19 protein-coding genes are annotated in these 19,804 nt (G+C 44.6%); 8 read left to right on the forward strand and 11 right to left on the reverse strand.

Translation table 11 applies throughout. The features are described from left to right. Positions 1-227 precede the first annotated feature (227 nt). From GBV73_RS06630 to GBV73_RS06640, 3 genes are read left to right on the forward strand one after another with little or no spacing between them, the layout of a single operon-like run. Complete coding sequence (locus GBV73_RS06630; protein WP_172967212.1) at positions 228-1,316, forward strand: pyridoxal phosphate-dependent aminotransferase; 1,089 nt, start codon at positions 228-230, stop codon at positions 1,314-1,316. After that, a complete protein-coding gene (locus GBV73_RS06635; protein WP_052315934.1) occupies positions 1,300-1,758 on the forward strand; it encodes an Lrp/AsnC family transcriptional regulator in 459 nt (152 codons plus the stop codon). The genes GBV73_RS06630 and GBV73_RS06635 overlap by 17 nt, the downstream gene beginning before the upstream one ends. Next, positions 1,755-2,003, forward strand: coding sequence for an Lrp/AsnC ligand binding domain-containing protein (locus tag GBV73_RS06640; RefSeq protein ID WP_152880236.1), 249 nt, complete (start codon positions 1,755-1,757; stop codon positions 2,001-2,003). The genes GBV73_RS06635 and GBV73_RS06640 overlap by 4 nt, the downstream gene beginning before the upstream one ends. A gap of 2 nt (positions 2,004-2,005) precedes the next feature. On the opposite strand, the gene hypE is transcribed toward GBV73_RS06640, so the two are convergent. The 5 genes from hypE to hpkB form a co-directional block, all read right to left on the reverse strand. Beyond that, positions 2,006-3,016 (reverse strand): hydrogenase expression/formation protein HypE, encoded by a 1,011-nt coding sequence (hypE, locus tag GBV73_RS06645; protein WP_152880265.1) that lies wholly within the window; start codon positions 3,014-3,016, stop codon positions 2,006-2,008. A gap of 64 nt (positions 3,017-3,080) precedes the next feature. Then, entirely contained in the window at positions 3,081-5,393 is a 2,313-nt protein-coding gene (gene hypF / locus GBV73_RS06650) for a carbamoyltransferase HypF (protein WP_371717048.1), read from the reverse strand. Between the two features lie 116 nt (positions 5,394-5,509). Continuing rightward, entirely contained in the window at positions 5,510-6,205 is a 696-nt protein-coding gene (locus GBV73_RS06655; protein ID WP_152880241.1) for a metallophosphoesterase, read from the reverse strand. Between the two features lie 35 nt (positions 6,206-6,240). Further along, positions 6,241-7,512: a TIGR04013 family B12-binding domain/radical SAM domain-containing protein gene (locus GBV73_RS06660; protein ID WP_152880242.1), complete on the reverse strand. Its 1,272-nt coding sequence runs from the start codon at positions 7,510-7,512 to the stop codon at positions 6,241-6,243. Positions 7,513-7,585: 73 nt separating this feature from the next. Next, positions 7,586-7,789, reverse strand: coding sequence for an archaeal histone HpkB (gene hpkB, locus GBV73_RS06665; RefSeq protein WP_152880244.1), 204 nt, complete (start codon positions 7,787-7,789; stop codon positions 7,586-7,588). A gap of 409 nt (positions 7,790-8,198) precedes the next feature. Between hpkB and GBV73_RS06670 the strand changes: the two genes are divergently transcribed. Continuing rightward, on the forward strand, positions 8,199-8,777 hold the full coding sequence (locus GBV73_RS06670; protein ID WP_152880267.1) for a thymidine kinase: 579 nt from the start codon (positions 8,199-8,201) through the stop codon (positions 8,775-8,777). A 33-nt stretch (positions 8,778-8,810) separates the two neighbouring features. Here the strand turns inward: GBV73_RS06670 and proC are convergent, their stop codons facing one another. The 5 genes from proC to GBV73_RS06695 all read right to left on the reverse strand — a co-directional run bounded on the left by proC (position 8,811) and on the right by GBV73_RS06695 (position 13,619). Beyond that, positions 8,811-9,602: a pyrroline-5-carboxylate reductase gene (proC, locus tag GBV73_RS06675; protein ID WP_152880246.1), complete on the reverse strand. Its 792-nt coding sequence runs from the start codon at positions 9,600-9,602 to the stop codon at positions 8,811-8,813. Between the two features lie 17 nt (positions 9,603-9,619). Then, the gene (locus GBV73_RS06680; protein ID WP_152880248.1) at positions 9,620-10,066 is read right to left on the reverse strand and encodes an alanyl-tRNA editing protein; all 447 of its coding nucleotides are present in this window, start codon (positions 10,064-10,066) and stop codon (positions 9,620-9,622) included. 144 nt (positions 10,067-10,210) lie between these two features. Continuing rightward, positions 10,211-11,548, reverse strand: coding sequence for a glycerate kinase (locus GBV73_RS06685; RefSeq protein ID WP_152880269.1), 1,338 nt, complete (start codon positions 11,546-11,548; stop codon positions 10,211-10,213). Positions 11,549-11,601: 53 nt separating this feature from the next. Next, positions 11,602-12,951: a GntP family permease gene (locus GBV73_RS06690; RefSeq protein ID WP_152880250.1), complete on the reverse strand. Its 1,350-nt coding sequence runs from the start codon at positions 12,949-12,951 to the stop codon at positions 11,602-11,604. A gap of 221 nt (positions 12,952-13,172) precedes the next feature. Further along, the gene (locus GBV73_RS06695; RefSeq protein WP_152880252.1) at positions 13,173-13,619 is read right to left on the reverse strand and encodes a DUF371 domain-containing protein; all 447 of its coding nucleotides are present in this window, start codon (positions 13,617-13,619) and stop codon (positions 13,173-13,175) included. Positions 13,620-13,651: 32 nt separating this feature from the next. On the opposite strand from GBV73_RS06695, the gene GBV73_RS06700 reads away from it, so the two are divergent. Continuing rightward, positions 13,652-13,912 carry a hypothetical protein gene (locus GBV73_RS06700; protein ID WP_152880255.1) on the forward strand — a complete coding sequence of 87 codons (261 nt, stop codon included), beginning with the start codon at positions 13,652-13,654 and terminating at the stop codon, positions 13,910-13,912. 218 nt (positions 13,913-14,130) lie between these two features. After that, positions 14,131-14,334 (forward strand): 30S ribosomal protein S17e, encoded by a 204-nt coding sequence (locus GBV73_RS06705; RefSeq protein ID WP_152880257.1) that lies wholly within the window; start codon positions 14,131-14,133, stop codon positions 14,332-14,334. On the opposite strand, the gene GBV73_RS06710 is transcribed toward GBV73_RS06705, so the two are convergent. Continuing rightward, entirely contained in the window at positions 14,331-14,933 is a 603-nt protein-coding gene (locus GBV73_RS06710; protein ID WP_152880259.1) for an ArsR family transcriptional regulator, read from the reverse strand. The two genes, GBV73_RS06705 and GBV73_RS06710, sit on opposite strands and share 4 nt — an antisense overlap. A 135-nt stretch (positions 14,934-15,068) precedes the next feature. Between GBV73_RS06710 and GBV73_RS06715 the strand changes: the two genes are divergently transcribed. After that, on the forward strand, positions 15,069-15,692 hold the full coding sequence (locus GBV73_RS06715; protein WP_152880261.1) for an MBL fold metallo-hydrolase: 624 nt from the start codon (positions 15,069-15,071) through the stop codon (positions 15,690-15,692). 104 nt (positions 15,693-15,796) lie between these two features. Continuing rightward, entirely contained in the window at positions 15,797-19,648 is a 3,852-nt protein-coding gene (locus tag GBV73_RS06720; protein WP_152880263.1) for an Eco57I restriction-modification methylase domain-containing protein, read from the forward strand. Positions 19,649-19,804 lie beyond the last annotated feature (156 nt).

Below are 19,804 nucleotides of genomic sequence, written 5' to 3' on the forward strand. Positions count from 1 at the left end.
TAATGTGTTATGGTCTGAAAATCCTCCTCAGAGTCAAATACTGTTTAAATAACAGGGGGTGAAACTAAACACGCCCTCAAAAAAATAAAAACATAAAAGTTCAAATATGTTCATAAAACTACCTAGGTGATTATGGGATGAACATATCTTACCGGGCTGACATAACCCCCTACCCTCTTATAAGGGAGATTTCAAAACTAACTCGCACAATTCCCGATGTAATCCACATGGAGATTGGGGACTTTGGAAAAGAATTTAAAGAGCTACATAAGGAGTTTATAGCTTCTCTCTTGGCTAATGCTGCCAAAGAAGGATACTTAAACTATACTGAAAATAGTGGGTTGTATGAACTGAGAAGTGCAATTGCCGAGTACTATAAAAAGCGGCACGGAATAGCAGTTGAACCGGAGAACGTTGTAATCACTATCGGGGCCATGGAAGGGCTTTTTCTATCTTTATTGTTAACATTAGACGTTGGTGACAAGATTTTACTGCCCAACCCGGGATACCCTAACTACACTTCTCAGTCAATTTTAGTTGGAGCCAATCCCCAATATTACTCTCTTGATAACAATTTTCTCCCAAATACCTCAGATATTGCATCGAAGGCAAAAGAATCAAAAGCGCTAATAATAAACACTCCAAACAATCCAACAGGAGTGGTATATTCAACAAATGTTCTCAGGGAAATTGCAGAGATAGCCAGAGAAAATAATTTAGTTGTAATATCCGACGAGACTTATGAGAATATAGTTTTCGAGAAAAAACACCACACCATGTTAAAGTTTGAGGAAATTAGAGACAACCTAATAGTGATAAACAGTTTTTCGAAGTCATTTGCTCTGACCGGACTAAGGTTAGGATTCGTAATCTTACCCGATGGACTTTCGGGAGTTGCGGGCAAACTACAAGAAAATATCATTGCAAGCCCCCCCGCAATGCTTCAAAAAGTTGCAGTTGAGTTGATAGAGAACTACAGAGAAATCACCAAAAAGATAACCCAAAAGCTCAGAAAAAACAGGGATGCAATTATCAAAGAGCTGCACAGGCTTCCAGAAATCTCATATGCACCTCCAGAGGGGGCTTTTTATATCTTTCTGAACATTTCGAGATATTGTCCCAGTTCATATGCGTTTGCAGAAACTCTCCTAAAAACAAAGAGAGTAGCAGTAACTCCGGGTATCGGATTTGGAGAAAATGGAGAAGGGTACGTAAGGATTTCGTATTCATGTTCGTACAATGAAGCACTGGAAGGAGCTAAAAGAATTGTAGAATTTTTAAACGAAGGGGGGAGAGAAATTGACAGAAAAAATTGACGAAGTTGACTTAGCCCTTTTGAAGCTACTAAGAAAAAACAGTAGAATTTCATTAACGAGGATAGCCAAGGAATTAGGCATAACAGTCCCAGCAGTTAAGTACAGAATACAAAAACTCGAACAAAATGGAATAATACAGAAATACTCCATAACGATTAATTATGAAAAGTTAGGATACGGAATTATAGCCTTTGTAGGAATAAATATCGACCCTACTAAAAGACACCAGATTATGAAAAAGATTCTAGAACTGGATGAAATAATAGAGCTATTCGAAGTAACCGGAGAGTATGACATCATGGTAAAGATAGCAACAAAAGACATTCACTCACTAAGAGAGTTCCTAACTTTTAAGTTAGGAGGAATAGGGGGGGTAACTAGAACATACACTATGGTAATAGTTAGGGAGTACGACATTGATAATTGGAGGAACAAACTATGAAGAGGAATGAAATAGAGGCTTTGATCTTTCTCAGCGTAAATAAAAACGAACTGCTAAATATAGACAGACAAATCTTAAAAATAAAAGAAGTAAAAAAAGCATACGAAGTTTTGGGCAATTACGACCTAGTACTTTTTGTTGTCGTCCCAAGTAGAGTGGAACTAGGAAAAATAATAGACGAGGTTTCAACATTAAAAGGGGTCCGAGCTATATGTACTTTTATCCTCACGGAAAGAATTAAATAGGCTCAGCAGACCCTCGGCACGGGGTCACCTATTGGTGGCTCCATGAACCTCTTTCCACCTATACCTGTCTCAAGGATAACCTTTCCGCGGTACTGCTCTATAACCTCCCCTATTATCGCGGCATCTCTGCCGAGTTTGGTTTTTCTCATGGCTTGGAGGGCCTCCTCAGCGTATTCTCTCGCGACAACCATCACCACTTTTCCTTCGTTGGCTACTTCATATGGGCTTATGCCGAGCATATCGCTCGCAGCCCTTACCTCCGGCTTTACCGGGATGTCGCTCTCTCTTACCAGAATTCCAACGTTGCTCTTTTTTGCTATCTCATTTAGAGCGTTGCTCAGCCCGCCTCTTGTGGGGTCTTTCATTGCATGGATATTTTCCCAGCCAATTGCATTGGCAACGGACTTCACAACTTCCCATATAGGAGCGACGTCACTCTTAAGCTCCGTCTCGAAGGCTATTCCCTCTCTATGGCTCATCAGGGCTATTCCGTGATCTCCAACAGTTCCGCTGACCAAAACAATATCCCCCACCTTTGCCCCGGCATCGCTTATCGGTCTTTCCGCTATCCCGATCCCAGCAGTTATGATAAAAATCCCTATCTTGTCTTCCACCACTTTAGTATCTCCAGTAACTATCGGCACCGGAACCTCTTTTGCTGTCTCATCCATTGATTTTAGGATTCTCTCAAAGTCCTCTCCGCTAAATCCTTCCTGAATTATCATAGAGTTCGCAAGTGCTAAAGGCTCTGCTCCCATTACGGCTAAATCATTCACCGTTCCGCTCACAGCTAAGCGACCTATATCCCCTCCGGGAAAGAAGAGGGGCTTAACTGTATGTCCATCTATAGTAAACACCAGATGCTTGTCCCCAAAGGGAATCGTTGCACCATCATCTAAGGAATCCAGCCCTATTCCCCCGGCTGATTTCAAAGTGAGGTTCTTGAGAATCACGTCTCTAATGAATTCCTCCATTAACTCTCCACCGGCTCCATGTTCAAGCTTTATTCTCATACTCACCACCGCTTTTTCATCAAAGAGAACCCTTTAAAATGTTGCGAAGCAGTAAAAAGAGGAATCAAAGTATTAAATCCTCCTTGCTCAGATACCCCTCTAAATAGAGACCTCCAAGGAGCGCCTGGCCGACGTTTGTCCCATTGTCTCCCCTTGGCACTTCGTAGGTTGAGTAAAACCTTAGACCATTGGCCTCCACGATTTTTCTTATCGTTTTCACTATAAGCTCGTTGTATGCAACTCCACCGCTTATGCCGACGTTCTTAACTCCGAAATCCTTGGCTTTCTCGACTGCGACTTCTCCAAAGGCCCTTCCCAAAGCTAAGTGGACTGAATAAGCTATGTCAGCTGGACTTGCCTTGCTTTCAAGAACCTGTTCAAAGAGCTCCTCAATCTTCAGCTCTTCTCCCTCTATAGGAATGGTAAAGCCCAGATCGTTTTTGCCTTTAAAGGCTACTCCTTCAAGCTTCATTGCAGGTTCTCCTTCGTAGGTTCTCTTATAAGCGACGTTGAGCAGAACCGCTATTGCATCGAGAACCCTGCCGGTTGAGGAGGCATAGCCGACGTTTATTTCCCTTGCGAGCTGGTTAAGTATTACGTTAAACTCAACTTTTCCGTATCTGAGGTTTTCAACAGCTTTTGGACAGTGTTTCTCGATTATCTCCTTTACCTCATCAGTTCCATAGAGCTTACCCAGAATTCCGGTTAAAGCCCTAAGCGGGTAGTAGCTCGCCAAGTCCCCTCCAGGGAGTGGGTAATAGCTTATGTGGGCAAGTCTCTCAACGTCTTCGTAGCTTAAGTATAAAACTTCACCGCCCCAGGTGTTCCCATCGCTTCCGTAACCAACTCCGTCCACAGCTATGCCTATTATCTCCTCAAGTTTGTGTTCGGCCATAACAGAGGCAATGTGAGCGTAGTGGTGCTGGACCTGAAGAAACTCAGCGTTTTCTTCCTCGGCTATCTCCATGGCAAGCTTTGTGGTGTTGTAGAGCGGGTGAAGGTCAGCAACCACAAGATCAAACCCCTTAACCCTCAGTATTTTCTTGAAGTGAGCTATGGCACTCCTCATGAACTCAAGAACTTCAACCTTTGAAGTGTTTCCTATGTACTGGCTTGGATAAACCCTCGACCCCTTTACCACTCCAAAAGCGTTCATGAGCTCTGCCCCAACCGCCAAGCCCGAGTACTTGAAGGGTATCTCTATTGGCAATGGAACAAACCCTCTGCTTCTTCTTATCACTGCTCTCTTTCCATCGACGAACCTGATAACGCTGTCATCTGTCCTGTTGAGGATTTTCCTGTTGTGCAGCAAGAAGTAGTCAGCCAAATCCTTGAGCTCCTCAAAGGCTTTCTCGTTGTCTATTACCATCGGCATTCCCGGGTAGTTTGCAGAGGTCATAACGTAAACGGGGCTCTTTGAGTAGTGGAAGAGGATGTAGTGGGTTCCGGCATAGGGAAGCATGACGCCTATGGTGGGCAAACCGGGGGCTAAAATCTCAGGTAGCGGGAATGGTTCTTTCTTCCTTAGGGCCACTATCGGCTTTCTGTAGCTTGTGAGTTCTTCTCTTTCCACATCGCTGACTATTGCAAAGCTCTCTACTGTTTCTAGGTCTTTGGCCATTATTGCAAAAGGCTGCTGAGGTCTTAGAATTCTCTTTCTGAGCTCCTTCACCACTTCCTCATTGGTAGCGTCGCAGGCTATGTGAATCCCCCCTATGCCTTTTATCGCCACTATGTAGCCTTTGTCAATGAGCTCCGCGGCCTTCTTCAAGGGGTCTCCGGTTATTTCTTTCCCATCGTTCGTGTAGAGCCTGTAGCTCGGCCCACAGACGGGACAGCAGACGGGTTCAGCGTGGTATCTCCTATTTAGAGGATCCCTATACTCGCTCTCACAGTAGTCGCACATATCGAATTCTCTCATCGTTGTGTTTATCCTGTCATATGGGAGGTCTTCTATTATTGTAAACCTCGGACCGCAGTTTGTGCAGACTATGAAGGGATACATGTACCTCTTATCCGTAGGGTCAAAAAGCTCCCTGAGGCAATCATCACATATGCTTACATCAGGGGGTATAACCGAGTCTCCCTCTCCTCCCCCCTTGGAGCTCTTTTCTATGTAAAACCTGTCAAACCCCTGAAAGGGGATTTCCCTCACGTTTATCCTTTCAACTCTCGCAAGTGGAGGCGCTTTTTCTTTGAGGTCTCTCAGAAAGGCTTTTATTTTCTCCTCTTTTCCCTCAACCACTATCTCTACTCCCGCATCGCCAAGATTTTTGACATATCCCCTTAGATCGTGTTCATGGGCAATTCTGTAAACGAATGGCCTGAAGCCAACTCCCTGAACAATCCCCTCAACGTGAATATGATAAGCTTTCACAGCATCCACCTGTTTTAGAATTGAAAAAGGAGCATTTATATCTTTCCAAAACCAAAAGTTAAAAACCAATAAAGAGTGTTTAACCAAAGGTTTGAAGCGAGGGGGTTTTGGCCTTCTCAGTATCCCTCATATAGCCGGTATGCCAGAAACTTCGGAAGACCAGCTTCCACTATCTTTCTCGCTGCCGCGTCAACATCGTATTCGGCTCTTTCAAAGATTATTTCTCCACTTTCCGTGTCTATGAGTGCATAGGCCGCCCTCCAGTCTCCGTCCCTTGGCTGCCCAACACCTCCAGGGTTTATTATCCTTCTCCCCTGAATATCCTTGAGCATCTGCATGTGTGTATGCCCCACAACAAGGTTCTTCTCTCTGAAATACTTCAAAACTTCCACAAACTCGCTGTCTGGAAGCCACGGAAAAAGGTACTCCTCTAAGGGCGCCCTCGGAGAGCCGTGGATTATCAAAAAATCTTCTTTCTCTGTTTTGAAAAGCTGTCTAACAGGAAGCTTTCGAAGAAACTCAATGTTTTCAATGCTCATTACTCTCTCATGCCATTTTATTGCCTCTCTAGCATAGGGATTGAAGCCCCAGGTGACGCCAAAGGCCACAGCATTATCGTGGTTGCCCCTCACGCAGAGGATTTCCCTCTTTTCCATTTCCTTCCTAAAGAACTCAACAACTTCGTTGGGATTTGCCCCGTAACCCACTAAGTCGCCCATACAGAATATAACATCTGCCTTTTTCACCTCTCTCCACACAGCCTTTAAGGCTTCGAGGTTTGAGTGGATATCACTCACGAGAGCTATCAGCATGTTATCTACTACACACCAAAGATTAAATCCTTTTCTCAGCAGACTTCCTTAACCCTTCCAAAATAGCTCGGACTCTCCTCGTAGAACTCTTCTATAAGCCTTTGTAGCCTCTTTGAGAGCTCTATTTGAACTCCCCAGGAACCTTCAATCTTTCCCGCAGCCGCCATCCTTCCAAGGAACTTTTTCATCTCCTCACTGAGGGGCGAAGGCCTGCACCTTGCCCACGGGGTTCCGGGCAAAGGCATGAAATAATGAGCCCTGACCTTTCCACCCTTTCTCATTATCCATTCCATGAACTCAATACTCTTTCTCTGGCTTTCCTCAGTTTCATTTGGGAGGCCAACTATAAAATCAACAACCGGCTCTATGCCGTATTCGAGCATGTATTCAACCGCCTGTCTCACGTGCTCCGTTGTATGGAGGCGGTGCATGGCCTTAAGCATCCCATCATCGCCGCTTTGGGCACCTATTGCCAGTCTTCTGTTGTCCGCATATTTTAAGAGAAGTTCGAGAGTCTCAGGCTTAACAAACTCCGGCCTCACCTCGCTTGGAAAAGTCCCGTAGAAGAGCCTTCTTCCCTCTTTTCTAAGGGGCTGGAGAGCTTTTAAAAGGGCTTCAAGCTTGTCTAACCTTAACACCGCCCCCGGACTTCCATAAGCGAAGGCATTGGGGGTTATGTAGCGCATGTCCTTCATCTTTCTTGAGTATTTCACAATCTGGTCAATTGGCCTGTGCCTCATGCGGAAGCCCTTTGCATAGGGGGTCTGGCAGTAGTAGCAGCCAAAGGGGCAGCCCCGACTTATCTCTATTGGAGCTATAAAATGGGAACTTTCGGCAAATGGAGGGAACCTTGTGAAGTCTTCAACCTTTGCGAAGCCAGTAAAGACGAACTCGCCGTTGAGGTAGAAGGCAAGCCCCTTAATTTCCGCGAGTTCTTTTGTTATCCTAAAATTGTTTCTTTTGAGAGCAGATAAGAGCTGAAATATAACCTCCTCTCCTTCCCCCACAACAGCTATATCAAATCCCATTCTCAACGTATGCCTTGGCATTGCGGTTGCATGATAGCCTCCGGCTATAAGTAACGCGCTAGTCTTTTCCTTTAGAACCTTTATTTCATCTTCAACATCCCAGATTTCCTCGGTGAAGAAGGAGTAGAGAACAACCTTGGGCTTTGCTCTTAAGATTTCGTTAAAATCCTTTGTTACTAAGAGCTCCCCGATATCAAAACCTTGAGACTCAAGCGCACCCAAAAGGTGCACAAAAGCGTTGTGGTTTCTCCTTGTCATTCTGATAGCTATTTCATGCATGGTATAAAGTCAGAAGTGGATTTTTAAAGATTTGCTCAAAGTGTCTAAAAAGAACAAAAGAAGAGAAAGGCTTTCAAGCCTTGATTGCGAGCTTAATGTCCTCGGCCTTAACGGTCTTTCTTCCAGCGTGGTTTGCAAGCTCTACTGCCTTCTTGGCGATTTCAAGAGCCTTCTCCTCAAGGTGCTCGGCGAGGACCTTTGCTGCTTCCTCACTAACTCTTGGAGCACCAGCCTTTCTAATCAATCTGTCAACTGGGGCAATTGGCAACTCAGCCATTTCCCACACCTCCTAAAGTTGTCTAAATTTGTATCTGCATTTTATTCTATGAAAGAAGGTATATATAAACCTTTCGGAAAAGAGCTCCTTTGAAGGCAAGAGACAATGAGTGGTCTTATAACAAGGCATAAGTTAGACATCTCGAAGGCACTTATCGAGATCACGAAATTCTAAGGGGTATCATTTCCACAGTTCAAAAATAAAGGAATCCTTATATTTGTGGATTTTGGTTATATTTGCCAATAAAATATTGGGATAAATCGCCAGCCTTGAGCTTGTAATTCTTTCTACCCTGTTTTTAAGTGATATGTTATTTTAAAGCAAAACTCCATAAGTAGTTGTTTAACATCCAAAAATCCCAAGGAAAGAGCTTTTTAGATTGGGGAGCAAGAGGCGAAAGGTGGTATACATGCATCCAGAGGGGTTCTTGGAAGTCATTACCGGACCGATGTTTGCGGGAAAGACGAGTGAGCTCATAAAAAGAATCGAGAGGCAGATGTTCGCAAAGAGAACTGCTGCTCTTTTTAAGCCTTCAATAGACAACCGCTACAGCGAGGATAAGGTCGTGGCACATAACGGACTAAGCTACGAGGCCTTTGTGGTGCCCACAACAGAGGAAGGGGTTGAGATGATATACCAGAAAACCAAAGAAGAGGGGTTCGAGGTCATAGGCGTGGATGAAGTTCAGTTCTTTCCGATGTCAATTGTCGAAACACTAAACAGGCTCGCCGATGAAGGTGTTTATGTTATTGCAAGCGGCTTAAACCTTGATTTTAAGGGGGAGCCCTTTGAGGTTACAAAGGAGCTTCTGGCAAGGGCTGACAACATAGTTTACCTAACCGCAATATGCACTGTCTGCGGAAGGGAAGCCACGAGGACACAAAGGCTTATAAATGGAAAACCAGCCCCCAGGGACTCACCGAGGATACTGGTTGGTGGAACGGAAGCTTATGAGGCAAGATGCAGAAGGCACCACGTGGTACTATGAAATCCGGGAAATTCCCAGCTCGCCTTGATGTTGTTATTTCATCTTTTTCTCTAGCTCAAGACGCAGGATTCTTGATTTCTTTGTTGCAGCATCTACAGCCTTCATAAGTGCATTCCTTATCCTGCTGTCTTCAAGCTCAAAAATGCCATCTATTGTTGTCCCTCCGGGAGTTATCACCATATCTCTGATCTGAGCGGGGTGTAAATCTAATTCCAAAAGAAGTTTTGCTGTCCCCAAAAGGGTCTGTGCACTCGCCAATATTGCAACATCTCTTGGCAGTCCTACTCTTAATCCTCCGTACATAAGGGCTTCCAGAAATACAGAGACATAGGCAGGCCCAGAACCACTTAAACCTGTTATTGCATCCATGTACTCTTCTTCGACCCTAACACACATTCCAAAGGTTTTGAAAATGTCTTCTATAATTCTTATTTCATTCTCATCCAGATTCCTCGTAGCATAAGCCGTGAAGGACTCTCCGACGAGAACTGCTATGTTTGGCATAGCCCTCACAAACTTGGCATCAGCAAGACTTTCTAGAGTTTCCAATGAGATTGCAGCGGCAAGAGAAATAACGATCTTCCCTTTAATATCCTCCCTGATCTCATCCAAGACCCTTTTGATTTTATTTGGTTTTACTGCAATTATAACAATGTCAGCAACTTTTGCCGCATATCTGTTATCATTGGTTATTTTGACTCCGTACTCCTCCAGCCACTTTATTTTTTCTATTTTTCTTCTTGTTGCGATCACTTCATATTTTTCTGAAAGAGCCTTTGCAACTGCACTTCCAATAGTTCCGGCCCCAATAACAGCCACTTTCATACCAATCCCCCCAAATACTAAACAACATCAAAACCAATCTCCAAAAGCTCTTTACTTTTCCTAAACCGGACTTTTCTGATTTTTATCTCCCCTATTTCCCCAGTTGTCTTCGTATGCTCTTTGTTACATGCATTGATGTTCCAGCCTTCAATAACCACAACCTTAAGGGTTCTAACTTCTTCTGGGATAGGGAAGAGGTCGTACATGTCCTCGCCAAACCTTCTTTCCGCTTCTTCCCTCGGGAGCTCATATACTTTTATGGGGACGTTTTCCCTGATTTTCTCATTTGCAAGCCCCTCTATCTCTTTAATTTCTTCTTCGCTTGGTTTTCTGTTGAATTTAACAGTTAATCTTCCATGGCTCCCACTAACGTAGACGCTTGCAGTCCACTTAGCCCCTTCTCCCAAAACCTTTACAACTGCGCCTTTTAAGACGTGTAAAGCCGTGTGGGTTTTGACCTCCATATTAATACCCTCATGAGCTTGTTGTTTTTATAGTTTTTTAAAAGAAAAAGTTGCCATTTTACCACAGTTATTATTAGTCCCCTCGTCAAATCCCCACAAAATTCAGAAAAATTGAGCAAAAAATAGAATAAAATTCCAAGCTTACTAAAGAACTACTGCAATAATTATTGAGTTAACGTTAGTCCTCGTCGGACCTGTTACAAGCAAAGCTTTCGCTTTCTTTAGTGCCTCATAGGCGTTGTGCCTTTTTAGGTACTCTTCAGGATCCACGTTTTCTTTTTTAAGGGCTTCCAAGGTGTAGCTGTCCACCAACCCCCCTGCGGCATCTGTTGGGCCGTCGGTGCCATCCGTATCCATGGCCAAAACCGCAACTCCCCGGAGGTTCGCTATCTTCCTTGCCACGCTTAGAGCAAACTCCTGGTTCGGCCCGCCGAGGCCAGCTTCGCCCTCTATTGTCACAGTCGTCTCCCCACCTGCTATCAAAACACACGGCTTCTCAAAGGGCCTGCTCCGGTGGTAAATCTCCTCAATAATCGAACCAAAAGCCACCGCCACTTCCCTCGCTTCCCCCTCCAGCGTCGTTGTGAGAATATGAGCATTAAGCCCGAGCTCTCTGGCCTTTCTCTCTGCTGCCTCACAGGCCAGCGAGTTGCTCGCTATGAGGAAGTTGTGGACGTTGGGGAGGTCTTCCTTCAGGGTTTCCTCGACTTTTCCCTCAAGGCCGAGTTCTATGTGTCTCCTCACGCTTTCGGGAAGCTCGTCCCATAGGTCGTAGAGCTTTAATATTCTATAGGCGTCCTGAAACGTCGTCGGGTCTTTAACCGTCGGTCCAGAGGCTATTGCCTCTAGGGGGTCGCCCACGACGTCGGAGAGGATTAGGCTTATCAAAGTCCCTCTAACGAGTTTCGCCAGCTTACCCCCTTTAACCTTCGAGATGTGCTTTCTGACCGTGTTTATCTCGTAGATCTTGGCCCCGCTCTTGAGAAGGAGCTCGTTGGTTTTCATCTTGTCCTCAAAGCTTATCCCGTCTTCAGGCAGCATGAAGAGGGCACTCCCGCCGCCGGAGATGAGAACGAGGAGTATGTCTTCTTCACCAACCTTTTTAGCAAGCTCCACCCCAAGTTGGGCTCCTCTTACAGAGTTTTCATCCGGCACAGGATGTCCAGCTTCAATAACTTTAATCCTCTTCAGGGGCAGTGAATAGCCGTATTTGGTAACCGCAACTCCCTCGGCAATTTTGTCGCCTAGAATCTCTTCAACGGCCTTTGCCATCGAACATGCGGCCTTTCCAAATGCCAGAACATAGATTTTTCCCCTTATCGGGAACTCCTTTCCTTCAACGATGAGCTTGCCGTCATCAACTTTTAGGGCTCTTTTGACAGCTTCATACGGGTCTGCGCTTTTTACGGCTTCCTCCATGAGTGCAAGGGCAATTTCTTTGGCCTTCACATCTCCATGAGAGAGAAGTTCATCTCGATTCATTGCTACCACCACAGAGAGAATTATTCAAAACAAAAATATAAAGGTTGAGAAAATCAAAGGAGAATTGCTCCCATAATGAGTATCACAACCGCTGCAACGACACCTTCCACAAGGGTAGCTATTGTCTGAAGCTTGTACCCTTGGGCCACGTCCATGTTTGAGAACTGTGTCACTACCCAGAAGTAGCTGTCGTTTGCATGGCTAACGACCATTGAACCCGCGCCTATTGCAAGTACTGTGAGGGCCCTTCCGTATGGGGAAGCAAGCCCCAAGGAATCGAGGAGCGGTGCCAGCAATGCAGAGGTTGTTATAATAGCTACCGTCGACGATCCTTGGGCTGTCTTGAGCAATGCCGCGATTATGAACGGCAGGAGAAGTCCCAGGTGGTATGAAGACAGGGTTGTGCCTATATAGTCCCCAATTCCAGTCTGTCTAAGCACATACCCAAAGGAACCTCCTGCGCCGGTAATTAAGATAATAATTGCCGCGTTCTTTAGTCCCTCTGCTACCCATCCACTCGGTCCGTACACGTGCTCATCAAGCTTGTCTACAAGCTTAAACGATAGGAGGACTCCAAGCAGAAGTGCCGTTATGGGATGGCCAATGAAGTCGAAGAAGCTCTTAAGCATTCCCTCTCCAAATGGGTGGGATGGGAAATCCGCTATAGACTTTAGAACTATCAATATTATTGGGACTACAAGAGGAGCAAAAGCCCATCTGGCTGGTGGGAGTTTACCGTACTTCTGCATTAGCTCTTCATAGCTTTCCTCGATGTCTGGCTCAATGTAAATCTTGCTACCAACCTTTAAAGCATAGTAGAGCCCTGCCAATGCGGCAGGTATAGAGGCTATTAGCCCAAGCATTATAACCAAACCTAAATCAGCGTTTAAGTTTGCAGCAGCAGCAATCGGACCTGGAGTCGGAGGTACTAAAGTGTGAGTCGCATATAGTCCAGTGCTCAGTGCAACTGCAGTTACCGCTAGTGATAGTCCGGCTCTCTTTGTAAGGGCTTTGTTAAGTGGTGATAAGATCACAAATCCCGAATCGCAGAACACTGGGATTGAAACAATGTATCCTATTATACTCATTGCATGAGGGACTCTCTTTTTGCCGACCACCTTTAAAACCGCTTCTGCCATGGACAAAGCGCCACCTGATTTTTCGAGTATATGCCCTATTATGGTACCTGCGGCTATGACAATTCCTATTGACTTGAGAGTTCCTCCAAATCCTGCGGCAATTGCATCCACTGTCTCGGAGAGCCCCATGCCAGAGAGGACTCCAACGAAGTATGCGGCTCCCAGCAAGACTAGAAATGCATGTACCTTGTATTTCCCTGTAAACACTATAATCAAAGCCACGGCAATGGCCAACAACAGCAAGAGTATCGGGCCGGAAACCATGGCTTTTCACCCCCCAGTACGGGAAGGCAAAAATAACTTCTGAACTACACCTAATAAAATTTGCTATTATTTTGAGATAATTCGGGAATTTTTTGCAGATTTTGCAACATTGATTTGATACGGGGCCAATTTGTTCATTTAAATAGTTCTAATAGCACTTAAATTATCGTCTAAACGTGTCAAATCCCCAAAAATATCATGGGGTAGCACTTAAAATCCCATCATCCTCTTTCGTCAATACTGCGAGACTCATCACATACAATTAGTTCAACAATCACTTTCTGCCCCGGATTTTTCAGCTTTTCCACGAGCTCTCTATTAATGTCCTTTGCAGCCTTGTTCGCTCTTATCGCAAGGGTTCTGCCATCAACGTAGTCGCTCTTCCTGATAACCATGGAAACATCGCTCTCAAAACTCAACCTCTCGTCTCCAAATGCCTCAAGCTCATCAACAATTTCATCAACAATTATCCTTATCTTTATTTTTTTGCCCTTTTTCAGGGCTTCTTTTAGCTCATCGCTTAACCCTTTAAGGGCTTTGTTGGCTTTTATGCATATTATGCAGTCCCCTCTAGGGGTCAGGTAGTCCTCTTTTGTTATTTCCAGCGTTGAGCGATGGGTTGCTTTCACGTTTTCATGCCCGTAGCAGATGATGGTTTCCTTAATCATCTGACCTCCTCCCCGCCCCTGAAGGAGGGGTTATGACTCCCGAGAGGAATCCCCTCCTTCAGGAGCTTCATCGGTTTGTGGGCCCATCACCTACTCCCGTCGCCAGTTTCGGTTTGACCCACAGGCCCGGTCTTAGGCCCGTTACCCCTACCCGCCCAAGCGGGATTGGGGTTATCGCCTTAGAGGCCGATGAGCTTTTACCACCTAAGAGGGCGGTTCTCAAAGGACGCCTTACAGCGTCATCCTCCCTAAAGGGAGGACACAATGAAAGCCCTCTCAAAGGGCACCTTTAAGACGGCCTCCCCGAGGCCTTATTAAGAGGAAAAAGTATTTAAGGCTTTCGACATTTCAAAGGATCAAACTCAGAATTTCTGCATCCCCGCCCTAAAGGGGCGAGGCTTTCAGGTGGTAAAAACCTTTAAAGGGAAGCTTTATAAATCTGGCTGGGAAAAGTTTAAAACAGCCTCACTTGATTTGGGTGTGGAAATTAAGATTATCGGAGGGATGATGGATGGGAAACATTAAGCAAGGTTTCATTAAGAGAACTGCGAGGGAGCTCTTCAACAGATACCCAAACGAGTTCACAAGGGACTTCGAACACAACAAAAAGAAGGTTGAGGAGCTAACAAACGTCACAAGCAAGACTCTCAGAAACAGAATAGCTGGCTACATAACAAGGCTTGTAAGGCTTAAGGAAGAAGGAAAAATGCTCTAAACCAGCTCTCTCTTTATCCTTTTTAGTTCCTCGATGATTTCTTTTGGGAGAATCCCTTCGAATTCTTTCAAGAGGTCGTCAAACTGTTCATCACTTTCTTTAGCAATCCTGCGCATAAGGTTCTTTATGTAAGTCTCGGTAAGCATTCTGACTTCCTCAAGCTCGCTCTTGATTCTCATGTGCTCTTCTATTTTCTGTTCTATCTCACTTAGGAAGTCAGAAAGCTCCTTGATCTTTTCTTCCACTGGAGCTTGAGACTTTATGAGCTGCCTTATCTCCTCGTATTCCCTCGTCTGTCTGGGCATTTTGGGCTCGTACATCTCCGTGCCAAAGGAATACGGCGTGAGGAGAACCTCCAATCTAATGCCCCTCTTTATTTGATAATACTTCCTGGGCCTGCCCCTTGGAATCTTCTCTACCCTTCCCTCGATTAAACCAGCGTTTTCAAGGATTCTAAGGTGCTCAAGGATGGCCTTTTGCCCCACTCCCAGCTCCTTCGAGAGCTCGCTTACGAAGTATGGCCGTTTGGTCAGTAACAGTAATATTCTCCTTCTCGTCTCGTTTCCAAGGACATCAAGCAGTCTCCCGTGCTCCTCCATGCACTCTCACCCCCGGATGATCGTGATATGTGTTCTCTAACTTAAGGTAAATAAAAAACCTACTTAAATCTTTTGGTTTTATCTACCCAAAATTACTTTAAGTTGAAAGACAGAATATTATCTTGGTGAATCTATATGAAAGTCATTGGAAACATTCACCTTGTTGATGAAACTTTTGCAAACGTCTATCTAATAGAAAGGGGAGAAAAACTCCTCCTTATAGATGCCGGCCTTCCAGGAGAGTATGAGAAAGTCTTGAGGTACGTAGAAAAGCTTGGCTACGTTCCAGAGGACGTTGAGATAATAATAGTGACCCACGCTCATTATGACCACGTGGGCTCTTTAAAAGACCTTAAAGATGCGACCGGTGCAGTGGTTGCGGCCCATAAGGATGAAGTGCCTTATTTGAAGGGAGAGAAAACATTCAGAAGGGAAATCGAGCCGGTTGATGTGGAGATAGAGCTGAACGACGGAGATGAGATCGAAGGGTTGAGGGTCATTCATTCTCCCGGCCATACTCCCGGAAGCATTTGTTTGCTCGACCTGGAAACAAAAGCCCTCTTTGTGGGAGATTTGGTTAGGGAAGAGGACGGGAAGCTGGAGGAGATTCCGCACCACTACTCCCTCGACCCAATGAAGAACAGGGAAGCCATAAAGAGGCTTTTGGACGTTGACTTTGTGCATTTACTCCCAAGCCACGGGAAGCCGATCTTGAACGAAGGGAAGGAGAAGTTGAGGGAGCTTGTGGAGAGGCTTTGATTGGAATATTCAATTTCAATATTCATTGCATGCATGAAAATTATATATACCCCCTAACATAAAAACAGAATAACAAAGGACAATATTAATGAGGGGGTTTTCTTATGGATCCGCTAGTCAAGATAATCGAAGAGAAACTTAGAGGCCTTAATCCCAAAATGGAAACCGAAGAAGCAATACGCCTTTTTAGGGATATATTCACCGATACATGGGGTTTTAATTATGCTGATGAACTCATTCCTAAAAATGAGCTGAACGAATTCGTAGGAAGGCACACCGAGATTATCAAGATTATTGCAAAAACGAACCCTCCAGAAGGGGAGAGTTTCTACATTGTCTATGCCAAAAGCAGAAGCGATACCGTAAAGTACAGACAGAGGCTTGTTAAAGACTTGCTCGATTTCACTTATTCTCTGGACTTGGAGTTTGCAAACTTTCTTCTTGTTCTCGATTATTCCAATTATTGGAAGCTTGTTGTTCCAATCTACAGAAGAGAACTTGAAAACGCCAAGCTCAACATTTATGTAATTGACCCGGAAGAGGGGAAATTTAGAACCCTTGTGGGAAACTTAGCCATTGTTGCCCAGGAGCTTAAAAACCTCTACGAAACATCAAAGAAACACCCTCCAGCTGCTCAGATAAAAGCCATTATAGACGAATACATGCAGGTTAAGCCCCTCACGGAGGAGTTTTTCAAAGAGTATAAGGAGTACTACTATAAGCTCAAAGGTGAAATAAAGAGGCTTTATGGAAAAAGGCTTGAGGAGGCCTACAGAGGAGAATTACCAAAAGAGATATTCGTTGAGAGAGCCGCCAAGACTTTTGCCCACACGTTCTTTAACAGGCTGATGTTTGTTTATTTCCTCCAAAAGAAGGGATGGATTGTTGAAGCTAAAAAAGACATATTAAGAAAAGATTTACTGGAAATCATTTCACCCAACATAAAGAATTTCATTAAGTGGATGTATAGGGAGAAGGAGGAATATGGTGGTGAGTTTTACAAAGACTACCTTAGAGTCCTATTCCTCTACGCAATGAACACCCCAAGAAGCGAACGAAGAGATATCGATGAAATCCGAAATATCCCTTCATCCACTGTTAGAGATATATTTACCTATGGAGTCCCGTACTTCAACGGCGGTCTTTTCAACCATGTCAGGGTAGAGAGCGTTGACCTAGACAAAATAATAACATCACTTCCAGATGAGCTGGTAAAGAAGATAATATTTGACTTCTTTGAAGAGTACAACTTCACGATAACAGAGGAAACACCCTACGAAGTTGAGGTTGCAGTTGATCCAGCAATGCTTGGAAAGATTTACGAGTCTTTAATTGCAGAAGAGGAAAAGGCTCTGGAGGAAGAAGAGAGAAGGGTCTCCGGAATTTTTTACACTCCTAGGGCAGAAGTAGATTTCATGTGTAGAATGGCAATTTATGAGTATTTAAGGAGGAATACCAAAGTCGATGATAGGCTATTGAGAGAGTTCGTCTTCAAGCCGGCTCACGAATGGGAGCCGAGGTCGTTGCCCAGAGAAATAGTTAAGGCGCTTGAGGAAGTTAAAATAGTAGATCCAGCCGCTGGAAGCGGTGCTTTTTTGGTTGGCATGTACCACCTCCTGACTGAACTTCACGAGAAAGCCAACGTTTCGGTTGACTACGAAAAGAAGCTTGAGATAATCAGGGAAAACATCTACGGGGTTGATATTAAGGAGTGGGCGATAAGGGTCGCCAAGCTCAGACTGTGGTTGGCTTTAATCGAGAAGCAGGATAGAATTCCCAACGAGCCCATTTTGCCCAACTTAGAGGCTAAACTAGTTGTTGGAGATTCTCTTGCACCACCGCACATAATTATTAGGGGAGAAGACGGAAAGAAAATCATTCTAGATATTCCCCTATCAAAGTGGCGTGAAAGTTTAAGGCAAAAAGCCGCAATAAGAGGGCCAGCTTTTTGGATAGTTCAGTATAAAGAGCTCGCAAAGAAGTATTACGAAGGCAGTACAGTCAGCTGGAAGGAGTTAGAAGAGACCAAGTGGCACGTTCTTGAAGCCTTTGCGGAGGACGTTCTGGAAGAGCTGAAAGATTCGGATGAAACCAAGGACAAGAAAGCGTTTAAGCTCCTCCTCTCGGCTATCAAAGAAGGAAGAATTGAAAAACCACCTTTCATATGGGAGCTGGACTTTCCTGATGTGATGCTCCACAAGAAGGGCTTCGATATTGTGATAGCAAACCCGCCGTATGTGAGGCAGGAGAAGATTTATCCAGAGTACTATGATTTGGCAGAGTTCGAGATGCTTCCCAAGAAGGAGCAGGAGAAGTTAAAGAAGGAGTACAAGGAGAAGATAATAAAACACATGGAGACAATAATCAAGGAAAAGTTTGAGCATGAGATGCGCTTGAACAAAAGGAGTGACCTTTATGCTTACTTCTTCATTCAGGGCGTTAACCTGCTCAACCCAAAGGGAGCGCTGGTTTTCATCACATCCAACTCGTGGCTCGATGTTGATTATGGAACTCAGTTGCAGGAGTTCTTCCTGAGATTCACGTATTTAAAGAGGATAATAGACTACACAACGAGGTCGTTCGAACAGGCTGATGTCAACACCGTAATTACCGTCCTGACGAGAAAGCCCAAAGAGCTGTTTAACACAGTTGGAGATGAATGCGTAAACTTCGTCCTTCTAAAGAAAAACTTTGATGAACTTAGCCTTGAAACAGTGGAAAAGATGCTCAACTGCTACGTTGGAAAGGTAAAGGAGGTTGAGGTCTTCGGCGGGAAAGTTTACAGCTATGAGGACGATGATATCAGGATCAGGAGCATTAGAAGTGTTGAGTTAGCTAAGATGGGCGGTTTTGAGATCGGTACGAGGAATCCCCTTCTGGGGACTTACAACATTTCTGGAGAATACGAGGGCATGAAGTGGGGAGGAATATTAATCAGGGCGCCGAGGATATTCTACGTGATTCTGGATAAAGGTAAGAATAAGTTAGTGAGGCTGGGGAACATTGCAGATGTAAGATTTGGTATTAAAACAGGAGCAAATGAGTTCTTCTATTTGGAACCAATCAAGAATCCAATAAAGTGGCCTGTGTGCAAGATTTGTGGAAGAGTTCACAAACCAGAGGAAGGATTAATTGCCGTCAGAAATAAAGCGGGCTGGGAAGGCTACATCGAGGAGGAGTTTTTGAAGCCCGTTGTTAAGAGCCCGCAGGAGATAAAGACCTACAGGATTAGGCCGGAAGACCTTAAGCTTAGAGTGTTCCTCTGCAATCTTTCGAAGGAAGAGCTCAGGAGACAGGGCAAGGTTCACGCGTTGAAATACATTGAATGGGGAGAAAGTAGGGAATATCATGATAGACCAACATGTGCAGCTAGAAAGTTTTGGTATGATTTAACACCTGGAATCGACAGCCCTGTGGCATTTCCAGAGCGCCATCAATCAAGGTTCTTCATTGCTCATAATCCAAGTCTAGTTTACCTAAACAAAAGCTTCTATGGGGTAGACTACGAAAAACATGAATTACTTTTCTTGATTCTAAACTCAACACTGACTCATATTACTGCAGAACTGCTAGCTAGAACTCCAGGGGGTGGGGGTGGCCCATTAGATATTGACGTCATTGTTTCTAAGCAAGTATTAATACTCAACCCCCTAGTACTTTCAACAGATGCTATGAAGATATTAAATACCATCGCTCCCAAGTTAAGTATTCGAGAGATCCTACCAACATTTGAAGAGCTCGGCCTTCCGAAGCCCAACAAGGACTTCAGCAACATCAACCCTGATGATGTATCCCTCGACAAGGTCATGCCGGACAGGAGGGAACTTGACAGGGTTATCTTTGAGGCGCTTGGCTTAACCGAGGAGGAACAGCTGGAGGTTTACAGGGCCGTTGTTGAGCTCGTGAAGACGAGGCTTGTGAAAGCGAAAACGTTTTCGAAGAAAGGGAAGGGGTGAGGGGTGGAATTATGAGGGGCTGTTCTTTAAATGGTTAAAAGCGTAAATTTTAAATATTTTGACTTAGTATTTCTTAATGGGGTGGTTTAGTGTGCCTAAGGCGACCTTTGTTATTAGTGAGGAAACCTTAGAGGAATTTAAAAAAGTGGCTATCCA

It is taken from the genome of Thermococcus sp. 101 C5 (assembly GCF_009372125.1).
Classification (GTDB): Archaea; Methanobacteriota_B; Thermococci; order Thermococcales; family Thermococcaceae; genus Thermococcus_A; species Thermococcus_A bergensis.